The organism is Ornithinimicrobium pulveris (genome assembly GCF_050261105.1).
Classification (GTDB): Bacteria; Actinomycetota; Actinomycetes; order Actinomycetales; family Dermatophilaceae; genus Ornithinicoccus.
Map to the genome: position 1 here is coordinate 2,927,284 of NZ_CP189837.1, position 17,472 is coordinate 2,944,755.

Annotated in this window: 19 protein-coding genes; 6 read left to right on the top strand and 13 right to left on the bottom strand. The window is 69.6% G+C overall.

From position 1 onward, the window contains the following. Positions 1-16: 16 nt before the first annotated feature. The 4 genes from ACQBAT_RS13750 to ACQBAT_RS13765 all read right to left on the bottom strand — a co-directional run bounded on the left by ACQBAT_RS13750 (position 17) and on the right by ACQBAT_RS13765 (position 3,822). The gene (locus ACQBAT_RS13750) at positions 17-520 is read right to left on the bottom strand and encodes a GtrA family protein (protein WP_420747417.1); all 504 of its coding nucleotides are present in this window, start codon (positions 518-520) and stop codon (positions 17-19) included. Between the two features lie 144 nt (positions 521-664). Then, a complete protein-coding gene (locus tag ACQBAT_RS13755; protein WP_420747418.1) occupies positions 665-901 on the bottom strand; it encodes a DUF6458 family protein in 237 nt (78 codons plus the stop codon). 99 nt (positions 902-1,000) lie between these two features. Beyond that, positions 1,001-1,822 (bottom strand): carbon-nitrogen family hydrolase, encoded by an 822-nt coding sequence (locus tag ACQBAT_RS13760; protein WP_420747419.1) that lies wholly within the window; start codon positions 1,820-1,822, stop codon positions 1,001-1,003. Next, complete coding sequence (locus ACQBAT_RS13765) at positions 1,819-3,822, bottom strand: cytochrome c oxidase assembly protein (protein WP_420747420.1); 2,004 nt, start codon at positions 3,820-3,822, stop codon at positions 1,819-1,821. Before ACQBAT_RS13765 ends, ACQBAT_RS13760 begins: the two co-directional genes overlap by 4 nt. A 172-nt stretch (positions 3,823-3,994) precedes the next feature. Here ACQBAT_RS13765 and ACQBAT_RS13770 point away from each other — a divergent pair, with 172 nt between their 5' ends. Continuing rightward, a complete protein-coding gene (locus ACQBAT_RS13770) occupies positions 3,995-4,558 on the top strand; it encodes a hypothetical protein (RefSeq protein ID WP_420747421.1) in 564 nt (187 codons plus the stop codon). A 163-nt stretch (positions 4,559-4,721) separates the two neighbouring features. Next, positions 4,722-5,669, top strand: coding sequence for a maleylpyruvate isomerase family mycothiol-dependent enzyme (locus ACQBAT_RS13775; protein ID WP_420747422.1), 948 nt, complete (start codon positions 4,722-4,724; stop codon positions 5,667-5,669). A 252-nt stretch (positions 5,670-5,921) separates the two neighbouring features. On the opposite strand, the gene wecB is transcribed toward ACQBAT_RS13775, so the two are convergent. Continuing rightward, positions 5,922-7,079, bottom strand: a complete 1,158-nt coding sequence (wecB, locus tag ACQBAT_RS13780; protein WP_420747423.1) for a non-hydrolyzing UDP-N-acetylglucosamine 2-epimerase — start codon at positions 7,077-7,079, stop codon at positions 5,922-5,924. Positions 7,080-7,188: 109 nt separating this feature from the next. Between wecB and ACQBAT_RS13785 the strand changes: the two genes are divergently transcribed. Together ACQBAT_RS13785 and ACQBAT_RS13790 are read left to right on the top strand one after the other, a co-directional pair. Continuing rightward, the gene (locus ACQBAT_RS13785; protein WP_420747424.1) at positions 7,189-8,007 is read left to right on the top strand and encodes a patatin-like phospholipase family protein; all 819 of its coding nucleotides are present in this window, start codon (positions 7,189-7,191) and stop codon (positions 8,005-8,007) included. 182 nt (positions 8,008-8,189) lie between these two features. Further along, positions 8,190-8,627 (top strand): hypothetical protein, encoded by a 438-nt coding sequence (locus tag ACQBAT_RS13790; RefSeq protein WP_420747425.1) that lies wholly within the window; start codon positions 8,190-8,192, stop codon positions 8,625-8,627. A 293-nt stretch (positions 8,628-8,920) separates the two neighbouring features. On the opposite strand, the gene ACQBAT_RS13795 is transcribed toward ACQBAT_RS13790, so the two are convergent. The 4 genes from ACQBAT_RS13795 to ACQBAT_RS13810 all read right to left on the bottom strand — a co-directional run bounded on the left by ACQBAT_RS13795 (position 8,921) and on the right by ACQBAT_RS13810 (position 13,206). Further along, complete coding sequence (locus ACQBAT_RS13795) at positions 8,921-10,441, bottom strand: dihydrolipoamide acetyltransferase family protein (RefSeq protein WP_420747426.1); 1,521 nt, start codon at positions 10,439-10,441, stop codon at positions 8,921-8,923. Between the two features lie 54 nt (positions 10,442-10,495). After that, positions 10,496-11,512 carry an alpha-ketoacid dehydrogenase subunit beta gene (locus tag ACQBAT_RS13800; protein WP_420747427.1) on the bottom strand — a complete coding sequence of 339 codons (1,017 nt, stop codon included), beginning with the start codon at positions 11,510-11,512 and terminating at the stop codon, positions 10,496-10,498. A 17-nt stretch (positions 11,513-11,529) separates the two neighbouring features. Beyond that, positions 11,530-12,624, bottom strand: a complete 1,095-nt coding sequence (gene pdhA, locus ACQBAT_RS13805; protein WP_420747458.1) for a pyruvate dehydrogenase (acetyl-transferring) E1 component subunit alpha — start codon at positions 12,622-12,624, stop codon at positions 11,530-11,532. A gap of 198 nt (positions 12,625-12,822) precedes the next feature. Beyond that, positions 12,823-13,206: a phage holin family protein gene (locus ACQBAT_RS13810; protein WP_420747428.1), complete on the bottom strand. Its 384-nt coding sequence runs from the start codon at positions 13,204-13,206 to the stop codon at positions 12,823-12,825. Positions 13,207-13,250: 44 nt separating this feature from the next. Here ACQBAT_RS13810 and hisC point away from each other — a divergent pair, with 44 nt between their 5' ends. Continuing rightward, positions 13,251-14,351 carry a histidinol-phosphate transaminase gene (hisC, locus tag ACQBAT_RS13815; RefSeq protein WP_420747429.1) on the top strand — a complete coding sequence of 367 codons (1,101 nt, stop codon included), beginning with the start codon at positions 13,251-13,253 and terminating at the stop codon, positions 14,349-14,351. A 209-nt stretch (positions 14,352-14,560) separates the two neighbouring features. Beyond that, a complete protein-coding gene (locus ACQBAT_RS13820) occupies positions 14,561-14,962 on the top strand; it encodes a hypothetical protein (RefSeq protein ID WP_420747430.1) in 402 nt (133 codons plus the stop codon). A 67-nt stretch (positions 14,963-15,029) separates the two neighbouring features. Here the strand turns inward: ACQBAT_RS13820 and ACQBAT_RS13825 are convergent, their stop codons facing one another. Genes ACQBAT_RS13825 through ACQBAT_RS13840 form a run of 4 tightly spaced genes read right to left on the bottom strand, consistent with a single transcriptional unit; the run spans position 15,030 to position 17,331 of the window. Continuing rightward, the gene (locus ACQBAT_RS13825) at positions 15,030-15,839 is read right to left on the bottom strand and encodes a bifunctional hydroxymethylpyrimidine kinase/phosphomethylpyrimidine kinase (RefSeq protein ID WP_420747431.1); all 810 of its coding nucleotides are present in this window, start codon (positions 15,837-15,839) and stop codon (positions 15,030-15,032) included. A 7-nt stretch (positions 15,840-15,846) separates the two neighbouring features. Next, entirely contained in the window at positions 15,847-16,068 is a 222-nt protein-coding gene (locus ACQBAT_RS13830) for an RNA-binding S4 domain-containing protein (RefSeq protein ID WP_420747432.1), read from the bottom strand. Then, complete coding sequence (locus tag ACQBAT_RS13835; RefSeq protein WP_420747433.1) at positions 16,065-16,451, bottom strand: GNAT family N-acetyltransferase; 387 nt, start codon at positions 16,449-16,451, stop codon at positions 16,065-16,067. Before ACQBAT_RS13835 ends, ACQBAT_RS13830 begins: the two co-directional genes overlap by 4 nt. A 58-nt stretch (positions 16,452-16,509) precedes the next feature. Then, positions 16,510-17,331, bottom strand: coding sequence for a CPBP family intramembrane glutamic endopeptidase (locus ACQBAT_RS13840; protein ID WP_420747434.1), 822 nt, complete (start codon positions 17,329-17,331; stop codon positions 16,510-16,512). Positions 17,332-17,472 lie beyond the last annotated feature (141 nt).

Genomic DNA, 17,472 nt, shown 5'->3' on the forward strand with positions numbered 1-17,472 from the left:
AGAGCTCGACTCCCACTCAGGCGTAACGCTTCTGGCGGAAGACGAAGAGCCGCATCATCAGGTACATGTAGACCGCCTCGCAGGCGCCCGCGATCAGGCGGGCCACCAGGTAGTGCACGCCGAGCGCCTCCAGCGTGCTCGCCAGGAGCAGGATGAAGATCAAGTAGTTGGCGATCACGGTGAGCACATAGCGCCCAGTTTGTTCGCCGACGTCTCCGTGCGACTGGAAGTTCAGCCAGCGGTTGAGCAGGAAGGCCAGGGTGAAGGCGACCAGATAGCCCACGGTGACGGCGATCGGGTAGGGCAGGTGCAACCCCCGGAACATCAGCGCGAGGACGGCGAGATCGACGGCATACGTGAACGAGCTGAGCATCGCGAACCCGATCGCGGTGGTCGGGATGATGCGGCGCAGTGGACCTGGCAGCAGCGTGTGCACCCGGTCGCGGAGGGCTGCGAAGCGGGCCGCGGCGGGGCCGGGACGCCGTCCCTGCGAGGTGGCGCCCTGCGCGGCATCGGTCATCTGAGCCTTCCGGATGCTGACCTGGGGTGGGCGCTGCTGGACGCAGAGATGCTACGCCACGGGGCCGGGTCGCACGTATGTGTGCGACCCGGCCCCGGGGGCTGACCGGCGGCGGTCAGCGAGCGTTGTGGATCTGCCGAAGACTCAGACGCCGTCGCCGCGGTGGCGCACGTCGGAGTCGGTGTGACGGTCGACGACCTCACGGTGGGTGGTGTTGGTGCGCTGGGCATTCATCACCAGGCCGAGCAGGAGCGAGAGCGCACCCGCGGCCATCAGGATGTAGCCGATCGTGGACACCTCGATGCCGCTCACCTGATAGTTCACGGCGAAGGCCATGATGGCGCCGATCACGAGCAGCAGGATGCCGAGTCCGAGTCCCATGGTTCTGCCTTTCGGTTGGGGTCAGCGCAACAGTAGCGCCGCAGGTCAGCGCCTGCTCGGCCAAAACGCTGGCCGCGCAGGAGAATTGGCGGATGCCGTCTAGAGGCGGCGGTCCTGCAGCACCGGGAAGTCCTCGCGGACGCTCGCCACCAGGGCGGGGTCGATCTCCACCGACAGCACCTCCTGCTGATCGGTCGAGGCCTCGGCCAGCACCTCGCCGCGCGGATCGGTCACCGCGGAGCGTCCGCCCATCTCGACGCCACCATTGGTCCCCACGACATTGCAGGACACCACGAAGCACTGGTTCTCGATCGCGCGCGCCCGCTGCAGCAGTCGCCACGCCTCCACCCGCGCGGCCGGCCAGGCCGCCGGGATCAGGAAGAGCTGGGCACCCAGGTCGAGCTGGGCCCGGTAGAGCTCGGGGAAGCGCAGGTCATAGCAGGTCGACAGCCCCACGGTCAGCGCGTCAGCGGGCTCCGGCAGGTCCCCGACGACCAGCTCGGTCCCAGCCTCCATCAGCTTGGGCTCACCCCCGCCGAACCCGAACCGGTGGATCTTGCGGTAGGTCAGACACGGCATACCGGCGGGGTCGAGGACGACCGAGGTGTTCCACAGGTGCTTGCCCTCGGCACCCGGGTCGGTGGTCCGCTCGACGACCGACCCGGAGTGCACGACGGCGCCGATCTCGCGGGTCGCTTCGGCCACCGGGGCGAGCGCGGGCGGCAGCCCGTCGGCCAGGGATTGCGCACGCTCTTCCCAGTCACGCGCCGCGAAGGCGCCCGCGCTCCACAGCTCGGGCAGCACCACCAGGTCGTGCCCGGCGCCCTCGGTGCGGACGAGGTCGGCGACCCTGGTCGCGCGCTCCTCGACGGTCTCCTCGGAGCCTTCTCCGTGGTGCAGCTGGATGACGGCGATCTTCATCGGCGGACCTTCCTGTCCCGTTCGGCGATGGCCTTGAGGCGCTCGTTGTATGCCGTGAGCTCAGCATCGTGGTCGCGCTCGGCGCGGCGGTCGGACCGGGTGGCTTCGCGGGCGTCACGGCGCATCCAGTCCACGGCGACCATGAGCATCAGGACCACCGTCGGCAACTCCCCGATCCCCCAGGCGATGGTGCCACCGAGCTGCTGGTCGAGCAGCAGGTTGTCCACCCACGGCACGTCGATCGTCTTGTAGAACTCCGGCGCGAGCAGCCAGGTGCCCTGCATCAGCGCGAGCCCGAAGAAGGCGTGCGCGGCCAGAGTGGCGAGCAGCACGATGATCCGGAAGGGCGCTGGCCACTTCGGCGGACCCGGGTCCTGCCCGACGAGCGACCAGACGAAGGCATAGCCCGCCAGGCTGAAGTGGATCACCATGAACAGGTGCCCCAAGTGGCTGGTCAGCGCCCAGGCGAGCATGCCGGTCCAGTAGAAGACCACCAGGCTGATGAAGAAGATCGCCCCCGCCACGACCGGATTGATCACGAACTTCGCCCACCGCGAGTGCACGGCAGCCAGCAGCACTTCGCGCGGGCCGAGCGTCTTGTCGCGACGGGCGGGCAGCGCGCGCAGCGCCAGCGTGATCGGCTGCGCCGGGACCAGCAGGATCGGCACCGCCATCATCAGCGCCATGTGCATGATCATGTGCTGGGAGAACATCACCCGCCCATAGACCGCCGGCGGCCCGCTGGTGACGAAGATGAACAGCCCCCAGCCCAGCACCCAGAGCAGCAGCCGCCAGGCTGGCCACCGATCGCCACGGCGACGCAGCTTGAGCATCCCCCAGGTGTAGAGCCCCAGCGCGACGAGGCTGACCAGCAGGAAGAACCAGTCGACTTCCCACTCGGTCAGCATCCGGCCCCAAGTCCACGGCTGCGGCAGCGGGAAGTAGGTCAGCGACGTCACCACATCGGAGGAGACCTCGTCCGGGATCGGGGGAGGTGTGCGAGACAGGACGACGCCCAGGCCCATCGCGGCCGCCAGGACGAGCAGCTCACCGAAGGCCAGCCGGGCGAACCGGCGCGGGCTGTCGACACCGCGCGCCACGACCGTACGGCGCTGCATCCACCCCGCGACACCGAGGAGGACGAGCAGCCCGGTCTTGAGCAGGATCAGGGTCCCGTATGCCGTGTCCAACCCGCCCAGGCCACCCACCGTGACGCTCGCGAAGAGGAGGCCGGACAGCGCCACCGCGGCATAGGCCCAGGTGGCGAGCACGCTGAACCTCTTGACGGTGTCGGGCAGGGCCGAGCCGAGCACCGGCAGCAGCAGCGCGATCGCCATCAGGCCACCGACCCAGACGGTGATCCCGACCAGGTGCAGACCAAGGCCCGTGACCGCGGTGTGGTGCCCCTCGGCACCGCTGGCGTGCCCCCCGAAGGCCGCGGGCGCGAGGGCGGCCAAGGCCAGCGCGGCGGCCCAGGCCAGGCCGGCGCGGGTCCGCACCCAGGCGGTGAGCAGGATGAGAGCGGTGACGAAACCGGCCTCCAGCACCACCAGCCGCAGGGACTCCAGCGCCCACGCATTGTCGAGCATCCCCGACAGATAGCCCGGGGTGTCCGGCGGCAGCCCGGCCAGCTCGCCATAGGTGAGGAACAGGGTGACGAGCGCGCTGAGCAGCCAGACCACGGCCGCGCCGCACGCAGCCCGCGCGGCCGTGCCTCGCCGATCGGTTGTCGCGCCCTCCCGAGCCAGGAACGCGCCGACCACGAGCAGACCGATCACCAGGGCAGCGGCGAGGTCGCGGGTGAGGCCGGCAAACGCCATACCCCATCGGACGAGGGGTCCGGCGTCGCCCAGGAGCACGGGCGCGACAGCCCCCGACCACAGCGCTGCGGGGATCGCCACGAGGAACGCGACGACCGTCACGGTGAGGGGAGCGACCCACCCGCCAAGGCCCGCGGTCGCTGGGGAAGCGGCCGGGCGGGCGGGGGCGTCGGTGGGCATGGCGACCATGCTAGGTGTCGCCTCAGACAGACCCGCCCAGGGACCAGTGGCACAATCGAAGGTCGCAGTCAGTCAGGGTCGCCGACGCGGTGGCCCGCCGTCCCACCGTCGGGCCCGTGTCACGCCCCGGGGCGCTGCACGTATGAGACGAGGACGACGAAAGGACGGAAAGATGCGACTGCGTAACACCACCATCACCGCTGCGCTGGGCCTGAGCCTGGTGCTGGCCGGCTGCTCCAACGGGGATGACGCCGCCGAGCCGACGAACGGGGAGACTCAGCAGACCCAGGACGAGGGTGCCGCCACCGGCGCGGCCGACGAGGACGCCGCCACCGACGACGCGGCGACGACCGACGACGCGGCCGCCACCAACGGCGCCGCTGCCGCTCCGATGTCCGACGAGATCTGCGTCGACTTCTTCCAGACCTCGCCCGGTGTGCCCCTCTCCGAGCGCTCCGACGAGGCACGCGAGAAGCTGGAGAACGGCGAGGTCACCGACCCGATCGCCTTCGACTCGGTCAACCTGCTCAGCCAGCGGATCATGGGCCTGCAGGAGGACGCGGACGGTGAGCAGGCCGACCTGCTCGAGCGGATCAACGCTCCGTTCCGCGAGGCGTCCGAGGCGATCCTGGACGACCCGGAGAAGTCCCGGAGCGACTCCGAGATCGAGCTGCCCGACATCGACGTGACGGACTCCCAGGCCGCCCAGGATGAGTTCGAGGCCAGCTGCAGCTGATCTCGACCTGCGGATCTGAGGCGTGACGCCGGCCCTTCAGGCCGGGACGCGCCCGGCGACAGCGACCTCCAGCGTGCATGTGCACGCTGGAGGTCGCTGCTTTCGGGTATGTCGTGACCTGGGCGAGCACCGCCCGTTCACCGAGCGGCACTAGCCTGGCTGTATGGCTGTGCACCCCACCGTTCCCGAGGACGTCCCGAGCCTGGTCGAGGCCTACCGGCAGACCCTGGCCTCTTTCGCCGACGTCGCTGACGGCTTCCGCGAGCAGGACTGGTCGCTGCCCACCGCGTGCCCGGGCTGGAACACCCGTGCGCATCTGGCGCACGTCCACCACCTGGAGGACTATCTGTCCGGGTCCGAGCATCCGATCAGCGGGTGGGCCGACGAGGTGGCCGGGTCGGGTGAGCAGTCCGCGAACGACTCCCACGCCGAGCAGGGGGGCGCCGCGGCCGACTCCCACGTCGAGATCGGCTCACCGGCCCACGTGCAGAACCGATTCGGTGTCTGGATCGAGGAGGGCGTGCGTGCTCGCTCCGGCCGGGACCCGCGTGCGCTCACCGCTGACCTGCGCGGGCTGATCGACGTGCGGGCCGCCCAGATGTATGACCCCGACCTCGCCCTCGACACCCCGGTCCGCGGTGCAATGGGCCGCGAGACCACCTTCGAGAACCTCGCCCGGATGCGGATGGCCGACGTCTGGGTTCACGAGCAGGACCTGCGCGAGGCCGTGAACCGCCCCGGCTCCCTCGACTCCCCCGGCGCCAGCATCTTCACCGACCTGCTCCTCGGATCGCTGGCCGACATCGTGATCAAGCACGTCCGGCCCGAGCCCGGCACCGTCGTGATCCTAGAGAGCACCGGCCCGGTGCTGGGCCGGGCTGGCGTGCGCGTCAGCACGGATGCGGACGGCGAACTCGTTGGGCACGAGCTCTTCTCGGGCCACACCGAGGAGGAGGCCAGCGAGCAGCAGGTCACCAACATCTCGCTGTCCACCTATGCCCTCACCCGCCGAGGTGCGGGCCGGGTGAGCACTGAGGACACGGCATACCACGTCGTCGGTGACGAGGACCTGGCCCGCCGCGTGCTGGACGCCCTGGTCGTCACCCCTTGACGCTTCGTCACCCCCTGACGCTGCGAGACGCAGGACCCGCCCGCCTGGGCCGTGCCCTGCGGCGCACCCCGGTCCGCGCCTCGCACCGACCGAGCCAGACAAGGTTACTCACGGGATGCACCGCAATTGCGTTGCATCCCGTGAGCAACCTTGCTTCTCGACGTCAGCGGACCTCGCGCCCCGACACCAGACCGCCCTGCGCCCCGACGTCACAGCCCCTCACGCCTCGACGTCAGCGGCGCGAGCGAGTGCTCAGCCCTCCGCGACGAAGTCCGGCAGCCGCTGGCCACCGGTCAGCAGCGCCTCGATGGCGGCGACCGAGCGGGCGGCGGCCTTGCCGTCGCCATAGGGGTTCACCGCGTTGGCCATCGCGTCATACGCGCCCTGGTCGGTGAAAAGCGTGCTCACGTCGTTGACGATCCGCTCCTCATCGGTGCCGATCAGCCGCACAGTGCCAGCCTCAACAGCTTCGGGGCGCTCGGTGTTCTCGCGCATGACGAGCACCGGCTTGCCCAGCGAGGGCGCCTCCTCCTGCACGCCGCCCGAGTCCGTCAGGACCACGGTGGCGGCGGCCATCACGCGGGTGAACTCGCCATACGCCAGGGGCTCGGTGACCACGACATTGCTCAGGCCCTCGAGGTGCGGCAGCACCGCCTCGCGCACGATCGGGTTGCGGTGCGCGGGCAGCACGGTCGTGACGTCCGGGAACTGCTCGGCCAGCCGGCGCAGGGCACGCCCGACACCCTCCATCGCACCGCCCCAGTTCTCCCGGCGGTGGGAGGTGACGAGGAGCAACTTCTCACCGGTCTCGACCAGCTCGGCCAGCTGCGGGTCGGTCACCGGAAGACCCTGCTCGACCGTGTGGAAGAGCGCGTCGATCACCGTGTTGCCGGTCACCACCACGGTCTCCGGGTCGATCGACTCACGCAGGAGGTTGTCGCGCGAGGTCGTCGTCGGAGCCAGGTGCAGCGCGCTGACCTGCGACGTCAGCTTGCGGTTGGCCTCCTCCGGGAAGGGGCTGTGGATGTCACCCGAACGCAGCCCCGCCTCTAGGTGCACGACCGGGATCTGGCGGTAGAAGGCCGCGATCGAGGCCGCCGCCACGGTCGAGGTGTCGCCCTGCACGACCAGCGCGTCCGGCGCCACCGAGGCGAGCACCGGGTCGAGGCGCTCGAACACCTTGGCCATCAGGGTGTTCAGCCCCTGGCCGTGCGCGAAGACGTCGAGGTCGTGGTCAGGCACGATCCCGAAGATCTCGTTGACCTGGTCGAGCATCTCGCGGTGCTGGCCGGTCACCACGGTCACCGACTCGAGGGACTCGCTGGCTTCCAGGGCACGGATCACGGGCGCGACCTTGATCGCCTCCGGTCGGGTGCCGTAGACGGTCATCACGCGGGCGGTCTGGCTCATGGCAGGCCGTCATCTCCTGTCGGTCAGGTGGGGTCGACGTCCAGTATGCCGTGTCCCACCGACACCCCTCCGCTCGCCTCGTCTTTGGTCACCGTGGCAGGGTGAGACCATGCCCGAGACGCACGCGAACTTGCTCGGACTGGCCCTGGGCGGCGGTGGCGCGCGGGGCTTGTGCCACATCGGGGTGTGGCGTGCTCTGGAGCGGCTAGGGGTGCGGCCGGATCTCGTCTCCGGCACCAGCATGGGTGGGCTGGTCGGGGCCTTCATCGCGGCGGGTTATAGCGCTGATGAGATGCAGGAGATCGCCGAGCAGATCGGCTGGATGAAGATGATCAATTGGGGGCTGGGTGGGCGGTTGCTGTCGACGAAGCGCTTTCGCGGGTGGCTGTCCGAGCACCTTCCCGAGACGTTCGAGGAGCTGGAGCTGCCGCTGGTGCTGACCACGACCGATGTGGTCGACGGCCAGATCCACTACCTGCGCAGCGGCGATCTGCACACGGCTTTGCGGGCGACCACGGCCTATCCGGGGCTCGTCGAGTCCGTGCCGGTCGCGGATGCGATCTTCGTCGACGGCGGGATCCTGAACCAGATCCCGGTCGATGGCGCGCTCTTCCTCGGCGCTCGCCGGGTGATCGCGGTGAACGCGACGGCGCTGGAGCCGCTCGAGCGCCCGCGCGATGCCGAGAAGGCGGCCCGCAGGCTGCCTGTGGCCAGCGCCCTGAAGGAAGCCTTCCGCGCGATCGATGTCATGCAGACCCAGCTCACGATGGCCCGGTTGTCCCTGTATCGCCCCGATGTCCTCATTGACCCAGCCATCGAAGGCGTCGACCTCCAGGACTTCCACAAGGCCGATGACGCCATCGCCGCCGGCGAACGCGCCACCGAGGACGCGGCCGACCGCATCCGCACCCTCATCGGCGAACCCTGACCTACCCTGCCCCACTCTTCCGCCCTCCCCTGACCCTGACCCCTCTCCCACCGAACGCGCGCCATGTCGCCCCCGGACCCCACCGAACGCGCGCCATGTCGCCCCCGGACCCCACCGAACGCGCGCCAAGCTCACGCTCAGGCGCACCGAACGCGAGGGGTGGGCGACGGCATACTGGGGCCATGGCCAACCGCCCCCGACTGAAGGACCGCTTGTTCACCCTGCTGTGCACGGCAGCGGCGGTGGTCGTGCTGATCGGCGGGTTCTCGCGCGGGAACACCAAGGTGGCGATCTTCGGGGCGCTGTTCTTCCTCGGGTATGGCGTGCTCCACTCGGTGACGCGCCGCCTCACCCCAGCGGCGCGGCTGCTGACCGGGGACGAAACGGATCAGCGCGAACGGCTCGCCCAGTTCCGCGCGACGCGGACCGCCGGGCAGATAGCGCTCGCGATCGCCGCCATCGCGGTCGTGCTCGAGCTCACGATCCAGTGGGAGCCAGGGATCTGGGTCGCCGGCGCCTGCCTGCTGGTCGTAGCGGGATTCGTGGCGGCGCTGTGGTTCTTCAGCCGTCCGCCAGCATCGGTGTCGCCGGCACCTCACTCGGGTCAGGTTAGGCGCTGAGCCCTGAACTCAAGGCTGACCGCTCATCGCCGCCCACCTCTGATGTGCAGATCCGGCTGTGCAGAAAGCGCGCCCAGGCACCCGACACGCAACACCAGATCGGAACAGTGCAAGACACGCCGGAAGCAGGGGTGTGGAGCCGCGGCGCTGCGGCCACACGTGACCCAGTGCAGCGGTTCTGGCCACGAGAGCCGCGGCGCTGCGGCCACACGTGACCCAGTGCAGCGGTGATCGCGGAAAGAGAGATGCCCCAGACGGCCTGACCGCACCGCCTGACCGCTCACCCCGAGGGCTCAGCCCCAGACCAGCGCCTTCGCCGGGTCCTCGATCAGCGCGGCGAGGTCGGCGAGGAACATCGAGCCCAGTTCGCCATCGATCAGGCGGTGGTCGAAGGACACGGCCAACTGGGTCACCCAGCGCGGCTCGATCCGTTCGTCCGCGCCCGTCCCCACGACCCAGGGCTGACGTCGGATCGCGCCAAAGGCCACGATCGCGGACTCACCCGGGTTGATGATCGGGGTGCCGGTGTCGACGCCGAAGACGCCCACGTTGGTGATCGTGATCGTCCCGCCCGACATGTCCGCCGGCTGCGTCCGCCCCGCCTTGGCAGTGCCGACCAGGTCAGCCATCGCCTCGGCCAGCTGACGCAGATCCATCAGGTCCGCGTCCTTGATGTTGGGGACGACGAGCCCGCGCGGAGTCGCCGCGGCGATTCCGAGGTTGACGTAGTTGCGCTGGACGATCTGCTGGTTGTCCTCGTCCCAGACTGCGTTCATGCCCGGGTTGCGACGGAGCGCGATGGTCAGCGCCTTGGCCAGGATCAGCATCGGATTCACCCGCAGGTCGCGGAACTCGCGATCCTTCTTGAGCCGGTCGACCAGCTCCATCGTCGCGGTCGCGTCCACGGTGATGAACTCGGTCACGTGCGGCGCGGTGAAAGCGGACCCGACCATCGCCTGGGCGGTCATCTTGCGCACGCCCTTGACGTCGGTGCGCTCCTCCCGCTCGCCCGTGCGGTCGAACTGCGGTCGCTGGTATGGCGTCGCTGCCCCACGCGCGTCCGGTGCCCCTGATTCCGGTGCACGGCGCGCGTCCGGTGCCCCTGATTCCGGTGCACGGCGCGCGTCCGGTCGGGAAGAAGCGCCAGCGCTAGCGCCGCCCGAGCCCGAGCCACCCGAGCCGCCCGCGCCAGCGCCAGCTACGAAGGCATCGATGTCGGACCGGCGAATCACGCCGTCCTCACCCGAGGGCGTGACGTCGTTGATGTCCACTCCGCGGTCCTTGGCGTACTTGCGCACGGGAGGCGTCGACTTCGCCTTGGCCCGCGGCTGCCCGACCTCCTCGGCTTCGGCCTCCGCCGCAGCCGCGCCGCGCCTGCGGCGACGGGTCGTGGAGCCCTCGATCGCCCCATACCCGACCAGGACGGCCTCGCGCTTGGGCGCGCCGCCCCCGCCAGCCGAGCCAGCAGAACCGCCGCCCTCGGGCGCGGACGGCACGAGGTCATCGGACTTCGCGGCCTCCTCGTCCACCACGTCCTCGACCTCGGTCGAGCCCGCGCCCTCGGAGGCGTCACCGCCGTCACCGTTGTCGATCACGATGATCGGGGTGCCGACCTCGACCTCATCGCCCTCGGCAGCCAGGATCTCGGTGACCGTGCCGTCCCACGGGATCGGCAGCTCGACCAGCGACTTGGCGGTCTCCACCTCGACCACGATGTCGTTGGTCTTGACGGTGTCGCCGACGGCGACCTTCCACTCGATGATCGTGGCCTCGACGAGGCCTTCACCGGGGTCCGGGAGTTTGAACTGCGGCACGAGGGGCTCCTAGGTGCGAGGTCGGTGGGCCGAGCGACCGGCCAGGTCAGAAGGTCAGTAGTCCAGGACAGTCTCGACGGCGTGCAGCACGCGGTCGAGGTCGGGGAGGAAGACTTCCTCGTGCCGGCTGGGCGGGTAGGGGATGTTGTAGCCGCCGACGCGCAGCACCGGCGCCTCCAGGTGGTAGAAGCACGCCTCCTGCACATGGGCTGCCAGCTCGGAGGTGATGCTGGCGAAGGTCTGCGCCTCGGACAGCGTGACGCACCGGCCGGTCTTGTTGACCGACTCCTCGATCACGTCGAGGTCCAGCGGCGACAGGGAGCGCAGGTCGACGACCTCGATCGAGGGGCCGTCCTCCAGCTCGCTCGCCTGGGCCGCGGCGAGCGCGACCTTGACCATCGGGCCGTAGGTCAGGACGGTCACGTCCGTGCCCTCGGCCCGGACGACCGCCTGGTCCATCCGGTATGGCGCATCCGCCAGATCCGGCACGCCGCCTGCGAGGTCGAGGACTCCGCGCTCGTGATAGCGACGCTTGGGTTCATAGAGCACGACCGGGTCGTCGGAGGCGATCGCCTGCTGCATCATCCAGTAGGCGTCCTCGGTGGTCGACACGGTGCACACCCGCAGGCCAGCGGTGTGCGCGAAGTAGGACTCGTTGGACTCGCTGTGGTGCTCGACGGCACCGATGCCACCGCCATAGGGGATCCGGATCACCATCGGCAGCTTGAGCTTGCCGAGCGAGCGGTAGTGCATCTTGGCGACCTGGCTGACGATCTGGTCGAAGGCCGGGTAGACGAAGCCGTCGAACTGGATCTCCACCACCGGCCGGTAGCCGCGCAGGGCCAGCCCGACGGCGGTGCCCATGATCCCGGACTCGGCGAGCGGGGTGTCGATGACCCGGTCTTCACCGAAGTCCTTCTGCAGGCCCTCGGTGATGCGGAAGACGCCACCGAGCTTGCCGATGTCCTCGCCCATCAGGACGACCTTGGGGTCGCGCTCCATCGCGGCGCGCATGCCGCCGTTGAGGGCCTTGGCGATCGTGGTCCGCTGGGCGGTCGAGGTGCTGCTCATGTATGCGGTCACTTCCCTCAGTCTTCGAAGCCGGCGTGGTAGTCGGCGAAGTCGGCCGCCTCGCGCGCGACGACCGGGTGGGTGTCGGCATACACGTGCTGGAACATCTCCTCGTGCGGCGGGTCGGGCATCGTCTGGCAGGCGGTGCGGATGCGCTTGGCGAGCTCGTCGGCCTCGGCCTCGATGCTGGAGATCCACTCCTCATCGACGACGCCTTCGGCGAGGAGGTGCTTCTTCATCCGGTCGATCGGGTCCTTCTTCTTCCACACGTCGACCTCGGCGGAGATGCGGTACTTCGTCGGGTCATCGGAGGTGGTGTGCGCGCCCATCCGGTAGGTGAAGGCCTCGATCAGCGTCGGCCCCTCCCCGGACCGGGCGCGGTCGAGGGCTGCTCGAGACACGGCATACGAGGCGAGGACGTCGTTGCCGTCCACCCGCAGGCCGGGGAAGCCGAAGCCGTCGGCGCGGCGGTAGGGCGGCACCTTGAACTGCTTCTCGTTCGGCTCCGAGATCGCCCAGTGGTTGTTCTGGACGTAGAAGACGACCGGCGCGTTGGCGACCGCGGCGAAGACGAGCGCCTCGTTGAAGTCGCCCTGCGCGGTCCCGCCGTCGCCGGTGAAGGCCATCACCGCGGTGTCGCGGTCGGCGTCCCCGGTGCCGGTGTCGCCGTCGCGCTGGATGCCGAAGGCGTAGCCGACCGCGTGCAGCATCTGGTTGCCGATCACGATCGTGTAGAGGTGGAAGTTGTTCTCGTTGGAGTCCCAGCCGCCGTGGTTGACCCCGCGGAACATGCCGAGCAGGTTCTCCGGCGGGACGCCCTTGCACCAGGCGACGCCGTGCTCGCGGTAGCCGGGGAAGGCGTAGTCCTGGGTGCGCATCGCGCGGCCCGGCCCCACCTGGGCGGCTTCCTGGCCGAGCAGGCTCGGCCACAGGCCCAACTCACCCTGGCGCTGGAGCGCGAAACCCTCGGCGTCGACGCGGCGGACCAGGATGAGGTCACGCAGCATCCCCTTGAGGTCGTCCGCGTCGAGCTCGTCCACGTATGCCGCATACGGGCTGTTCAGGTCGGTCACCGGGACCCGGTTCCCGTCGGGGTCGAGGAACTGGATCATGTCCGGCCCCCCGTCGGTGATGTCCCGCTCGGGGGGCTGGTGCCCAGATCCCGTGCTGACGTCCTCGTCGCTCACGCGAACTCCTCTTCTGCGCCCCGCAGGGCCGACGCTGGCGGCTGTGGTTTTCGTCAGGTTACCGCACACGTCAGGTGGCTCCTTCACGCGCACGTCAGGCTGCGCGGGGGCCGACCGGACCGCTCAGGAGCGCTGGCGGGTGTCCGGCAGGATCATGTCGGTGACCACGCCGACGGCCGAGATGATGAGGCCGCCGAGGACGGCGTCCCAGAAGAAGGAGTCGACGGTGAAGTTGAGCCCGAGGACACCGGACAACCAGGAGGTCAGGCTCAGCATCGCGGCGTTGATGATCAGCAGGAAGAGCCCCAGAGTCAGCACGATCACCGGCAGCGAGAGCAACTTGAGGACCGGCTTGACCAGCGCGTTGAGCACCCCGAAGAGGGCGGCCACACCCAGCACCGTCAGCGCCAGGTTGGTGCCCGATCCCCCGAAGGAGATGCCCGGCAGGACCGCGGCGGCGACCCAGAGGGCGAGGGCGTTGGCCAGGATCGACAGGATCAGCTTCATGGCTCCATGGTGGCATGTCGGACCCCCTCACTAGGGTGTGCTCCATGACCGAGGAGACCGCCCAGCCCAACCCCGTGCGTCTGCGGACGACCCTGGCCGGGGTCCCCGCCTACACCCCCGGGAAGCCGGCGGCTCCGCTCGAGGGGGTCACGGCATACAAGATCAGCTCCAACGAGAACCCGTACCCGCCGCTGCCCTCGGTGCTGGAGGCGGTGCGCGAGGCGGCGGGGACGATCAACCGCTACCCGGACATGGGCGTGACCGGGCTGACCGCGGCACTTGCCGAGCGGCTCGACGTGCCGTCGAGCCATGTGGCGACCGGGACCGGCAGCGTGGCCGTGCTCGCCCAGCTGATCAACATCACCTGCGACCCCGGCGATGAGGTGATCTACGCCTGGCGGTCCTTCGAGGCCTACCCGATCGTGGTGGCGCTGGCCGGTGCGAGCCCGGTGCAGGTGCCGCTGGATGCCGACGCCCGGCACGACCTGGACGCCATGGCCGAGGCGATCACCGAGCGCACCCGGCTGATCCTGGTCTGCACGCCCAACAACCCGACCGGACCGGCGGTGCGGGCCGATGAGCTGCGCGACTTCCTGGCCAAGGTGCCGCAGGACGTGCTCGTGGTGATCGACGAGGCCTATCTGGAGTTCACCACCGAGGACACGGTGCCGGACGCGCTGGCGATCTACCGCGAGCACCCGAATGTCGCGGTGCTGCGGACCTTCTCCAAGGCGTATGGGCTGGCCGGGCTGCGCGTCGGCTATGCCGTCGCCCATGAAGAGGTGGCGACCGCGCTGCGCAAGGCTGCGACGCCCTTCGGGGTGAGCGACCTGGCCCAGGAGGCGGCGATCGCCTCACTGACGGCCTATGACGAGCTTGAGGTGCGGGTCAAAGAACTGGTCGGCGAGCGCGAGCGCGTCGTCGCGGCCTTACGCGAGCAGGGCTGGCCGGTGCCGGATGCCCAGGGCAACTTCGTGTGGCTGCCGCTGCGCGAGGACGCGGTGCCCTTCGCGCAGGCCTGCCAGGAGCGCGGACTCACGGTGCGCCCGTTCGCCGGCGAGGGCGTGCGCTGCACCATCGGCGAGACCGAGGCCTCCGACCGGCTGATCGAGATCTGCGGGGAGTGGCTCACCCAGCGCACCTGATCGCGCGCCCTTCTTCCACCGAACGCGCAGCAGGTCGCCCAACCACCCCACCGAACGCGCAGCAGGTCGCCCAACCACCCCACCGAACGCGCAGCAGGTCGCCCAACCACCCCACCGAACGCGCAGCAGGTCGCCCAACCACCCCACCGAACGCGCAGCAGGTCGCCCAACCAGGCCACCGAACGCGCCACGCCCCTATCCTGGGCAGCATGTCGCTGTCCCCCCGCGGGTCCACCATGGTCCGCTTGGGCCACCCCGTGAAGGGCTGGCTGATCATGCTGATCGGCGGAGTCCTGGCATGGATTACCGGCATGTCCTGGAGCATCGAGGCCAGCACCGGCGACACCTTCCAGGTGATCATGGCGTTCGGGACGCTGCTCGTGATGGCCGTCCCGGCGCAGATGATCGCCGGGCGCACCACGCCACCGTGGGCGATGGCCGCAGCCGGCGCGGTGGGCCTGACCGTCCCGTGGTTCTTCTCGCTGGCTGTCGCGCGCCAAGGGCAGGCGATGGTCGGCATCACGCTCACGCTGCTCGCCGCCAGCTACGCCCTCACGTATGTCGTGTCACACCTCACCCGCTACGCCACCACCCGCTGGGGCGAGCTCTGAGGCTCCCCACGAGGTCCCCGGCGCAAGCGCAGCACGTCCCCGGTCCATGGAAGAGGGACCGGCTGGCTCAGGCGCCCTGCCAGACCACCTCGAAGGGCGCGCTGCTGCTCAGCCGGCCCTCGATGCCGCGGGTGACGAACTCCTTGGCCGCCTTGGCCGCCTCGAAGGGCTCGGCACCCAGCGCGAGCTGAGCAGCGACTGCCGCGGCGAGGGTGCAGCCTGCGCCCGCGACCTGCACACCGTCGCCGAGCTTGGGGCCGCTGAGGACCTCGGTGCGCTCGGCGTCCACATAGACATCGATCGCCTCATCACCCGGCAGGTGCACACCACCCTTGGCGAGCACCGCGGCGCCAGAAGCCTCGTGGATCCGGCGCGCCGCCTCGGTGAGTTCGTCCACGGAGGTGATCGACGACATACCGGACAGCGACATCGTCTCGAAGTGGTTGGGCGTCACGAAGGTCGCCTGCGGCAGCACCTGGGCCTTGAGCGCCTGGTCGGTGTCAAGCGCGGCGCCCGGCTCCTGACCCTTGCAGATCAGCACCGGGTCCAGGACGACGTGCCCAAAGCCCCGCTCGCGCAGTGCCCCGGCGACCGTCTCGATCGTGGCGGGAGTGCCGAGCATGCCGATCTTGACGACATCCAGCTGATCCGGACCATAGGCCGTGGTGATCGCCTCCAACTGGTCGGCGATCACCTGCGGCTCGACGGGCACGAAGCGGTGACCCCAGTCGGCCTTGGGGTCGAAGGAGACGATGCAGGTCAGGGCTACGGAGCCGAAAACGCCGTGCTGCTGGAAGGTCTTCAGGTCGACCTGGGCACCGGCGCCACCGGTGGCCTCGGAGCCGGCGATGGTCAGGGCGAGCGGAGGAGTCTGCATCCCCCGATCATCCCAGATGCTGCGGGGTGACCTGCTCTCCCTGGTACTCCACGACCTGACCGGGACGGATCTGCGTGCCGCGACGCATCACAATCTCGCCGTCGACACTCACCTCGCCGTTCTCGACGACCATCCGCGCCATCGCGCCGTCCTGGACGAGGTTGGCGAGCTTGAGCAACTGGCCGAGCCGGATCGACTCGTCGCGGATCGGGATCTGCTCGATGCTCACTGCTGCTCGTCGGCGGCGGAGCCAGAGCTCCCGCCGTCCTCACCAGCGGCAGCCGCATCCGCTGCCTCGTCGCCGCCGGCAGAGAACTCGTCCTCCAGACCGGGAGCAAGCAGGTTCTGATACTCCGGGTGCTCCTCGATATAGGACGCCACGAAGCTGCAGCTCGGACGCACCGTCATGCGGTTGGCGCGCATCTCGCGCAGCGCCTCCTCGACGAGGGCCTCACCGATGCCCTCGCCCTGGTGGTCGGGTTCGACGACGGTGTGCTGCAGGTCGGCGGTGCCACCGATGGTCTCGTAGGACAGGTGACCCACGACCTCCTCACCGCTGCGGGCTTCGAAGCGGGACTCGGCGGGCTGGTGCACGACGGACACGTTGCTCATGCGAGCCACACTATCGGTCGACGTCGGCCAGCGACCGGTCGATCCGTCACAGATCACCTCACAGCCAGGACAGGTGTGGTGCCAGCAGCGCGTAGCCGACGAAGGCCACCACATCCAGCAGCGTGTGCGCGATGACCAGCGGCATCACCCGCCGCGTCCGCGCGTAGACCCACCCCAGCAGCACCCCCATGATGATGTTTCCGATGAACCCGCCGAAGCCCTGATACAGGTGATAACTGCCCCTGATCAGCGCTGACGTCAGGATGATCGTCCAGGTCGACCAACCCGCCTGCGCCCACCGCGTGAACAGGTAGCCGACCATGATCACCTCCTCCAGCAGCGCGTTCTGCAACGACGCCAGGATGAGGACCGGGATCGCCCACCACACCTGGTCGAGGTTGGCGGCGGCGATCGTGGTGTTGATCCCGAGCTCGCGCGCGCCCAGGTAGAACGCCAGCCCGGGCAGCCCGATCGCGGCCGCCAGCACGGTCCCGCCGAGCAGGTCGCGGGCGGGGCGCGACAGGTCCAGTCCCATGACGCGACGGCCCGCGGCCCGTATGCCGTGTCCCACCGGCAACTCGCGCGCCAGCAGGTGCAGCGCGAGGAGGACGGGGACCAGGGCGATGGCGATGCCCGCGAGCTGGTAGGAGAGGTCGAGCCAGGGCCGACCGGGCGTGACGCTGGTGTTCATCGAGGTGGTCTGCGCAGAGAGCGGCGTCTCGGCGGTGAGTTTGCGGATGATCGACAGGATCGCCCAGACCGCGGACGCCCCGAGGCTCACGCCAAGGACCAGTGCTGTCTCGATCAGCAGCACCCGACGTGGCCAGGGGGTCGGCGGCACTCTCACGCGGTCAAGGTAACCCGAGCCACTGACAGGCATGGCTGATTGGCTGAGGTGCAGATACGGCTGTGCACGATCCGTGCCCTGACACCCGACACGCAACACCACATCTGCACAGTGCAGGACACGCCGGGGACACACGAGGGGAACGAGCCAAGGGGGAGCGAACCCAGAGAGTCA

Bases quoted from the DNA above. Each gene is read 5' to 3' on its own strand.
- ACQBAT_RS13790 (WP_420747425.1), top strand. From the start codon at position 8,190: ATGGCCAACCGCCCCCGACTGAAGGACCGCTTGTTCACCCTGCTGTGC.
- ACQBAT_RS13755 (WP_420747418.1), bottom strand. From the start codon at position 901: ATGGGACTCGGACTCGGCATCCTGCTGCTCGTGATCGGCGCCATCATG.
- ACQBAT_RS13810 (WP_420747428.1), bottom strand. From the start codon at position 13,206: ATGAAGCTGATCCTGTCGATCCTGGCCAACGCCCTCGCCCTCTGGGTC.
- ACQBAT_RS13840 (WP_420747434.1), bottom strand. From the start codon at position 17,331: ATGCCTGTCAGTGGCTCGGGTTACCTTGACCGCGTGAGAGTGCCGCCG.
- ACQBAT_RS13820 (WP_420747430.1), top strand. From the start codon at position 14,561: ATGTCGCTGTCCCCCCGCGGGTCCACCATGGTCCGCTTGGGCCACCCC.
- ACQBAT_RS13835 (WP_420747433.1), bottom strand. From the start codon at position 16,451: ATGAGCAACGTGTCCGTCGTGCACCAGCCCGCCGAGTCCCGCTTCGAA.
- wecB (WP_420747423.1), bottom strand. From the start codon at position 7,079: ATGAGCCAGACCGCCCGCGTGATGACCGTCTACGGCACCCGACCGGAG.
- ACQBAT_RS13770 (WP_420747421.1), top strand. From the start codon at position 3,995: ATGCGACTGCGTAACACCACCATCACCGCTGCGCTGGGCCTGAGCCTG.
- ACQBAT_RS13825 (WP_420747431.1), bottom strand. From the start codon at position 15,839: ATGCAGACTCCTCCGCTCGCCCTGACCATCGCCGGCTCCGAGGCCACC.
- ACQBAT_RS13750 (WP_420747417.1), bottom strand. From the start codon at position 520: ATGACCGATGCCGCGCAGGGCGCCACCTCGCAGGGACGGCGTCCCGGC.
- ACQBAT_RS13775 (WP_420747422.1), top strand. From the start codon at position 4,722: ATGGCTGTGCACCCCACCGTTCCCGAGGACGTCCCGAGCCTGGTCGAG.
- pdhA (WP_420747458.1), bottom strand. From the start codon at position 12,624: ATGATCCAGTTCCTCGACCCCGACGGGAACCGGGTCCCGGTGACCGAC.
- ACQBAT_RS13760 (WP_420747419.1), bottom strand. From the start codon at position 1,822: ATGAAGATCGCCGTCATCCAGCTGCACCACGGAGAAGGCTCCGAGGAG.
- hisC (WP_420747429.1), top strand. From the start codon at position 13,251: ATGACCGAGGAGACCGCCCAGCCCAACCCCGTGCGTCTGCGGACGACC.
- ACQBAT_RS13785 (WP_420747424.1), top strand. From the start codon at position 7,189: ATGCCCGAGACGCACGCGAACTTGCTCGGACTGGCCCTGGGCGGCGGT.
- ACQBAT_RS13765 (WP_420747420.1), bottom strand. From the start codon at position 3,822: ATGCCCACCGACGCCCCCGCCCGCCCGGCCGCTTCCCCAGCGACCGCG.
- ACQBAT_RS13800 (WP_420747427.1), bottom strand. From the start codon at position 11,512: ATGAGCAGCACCTCGACCGCCCAGCGGACCACGATCGCCAAGGCCCTC.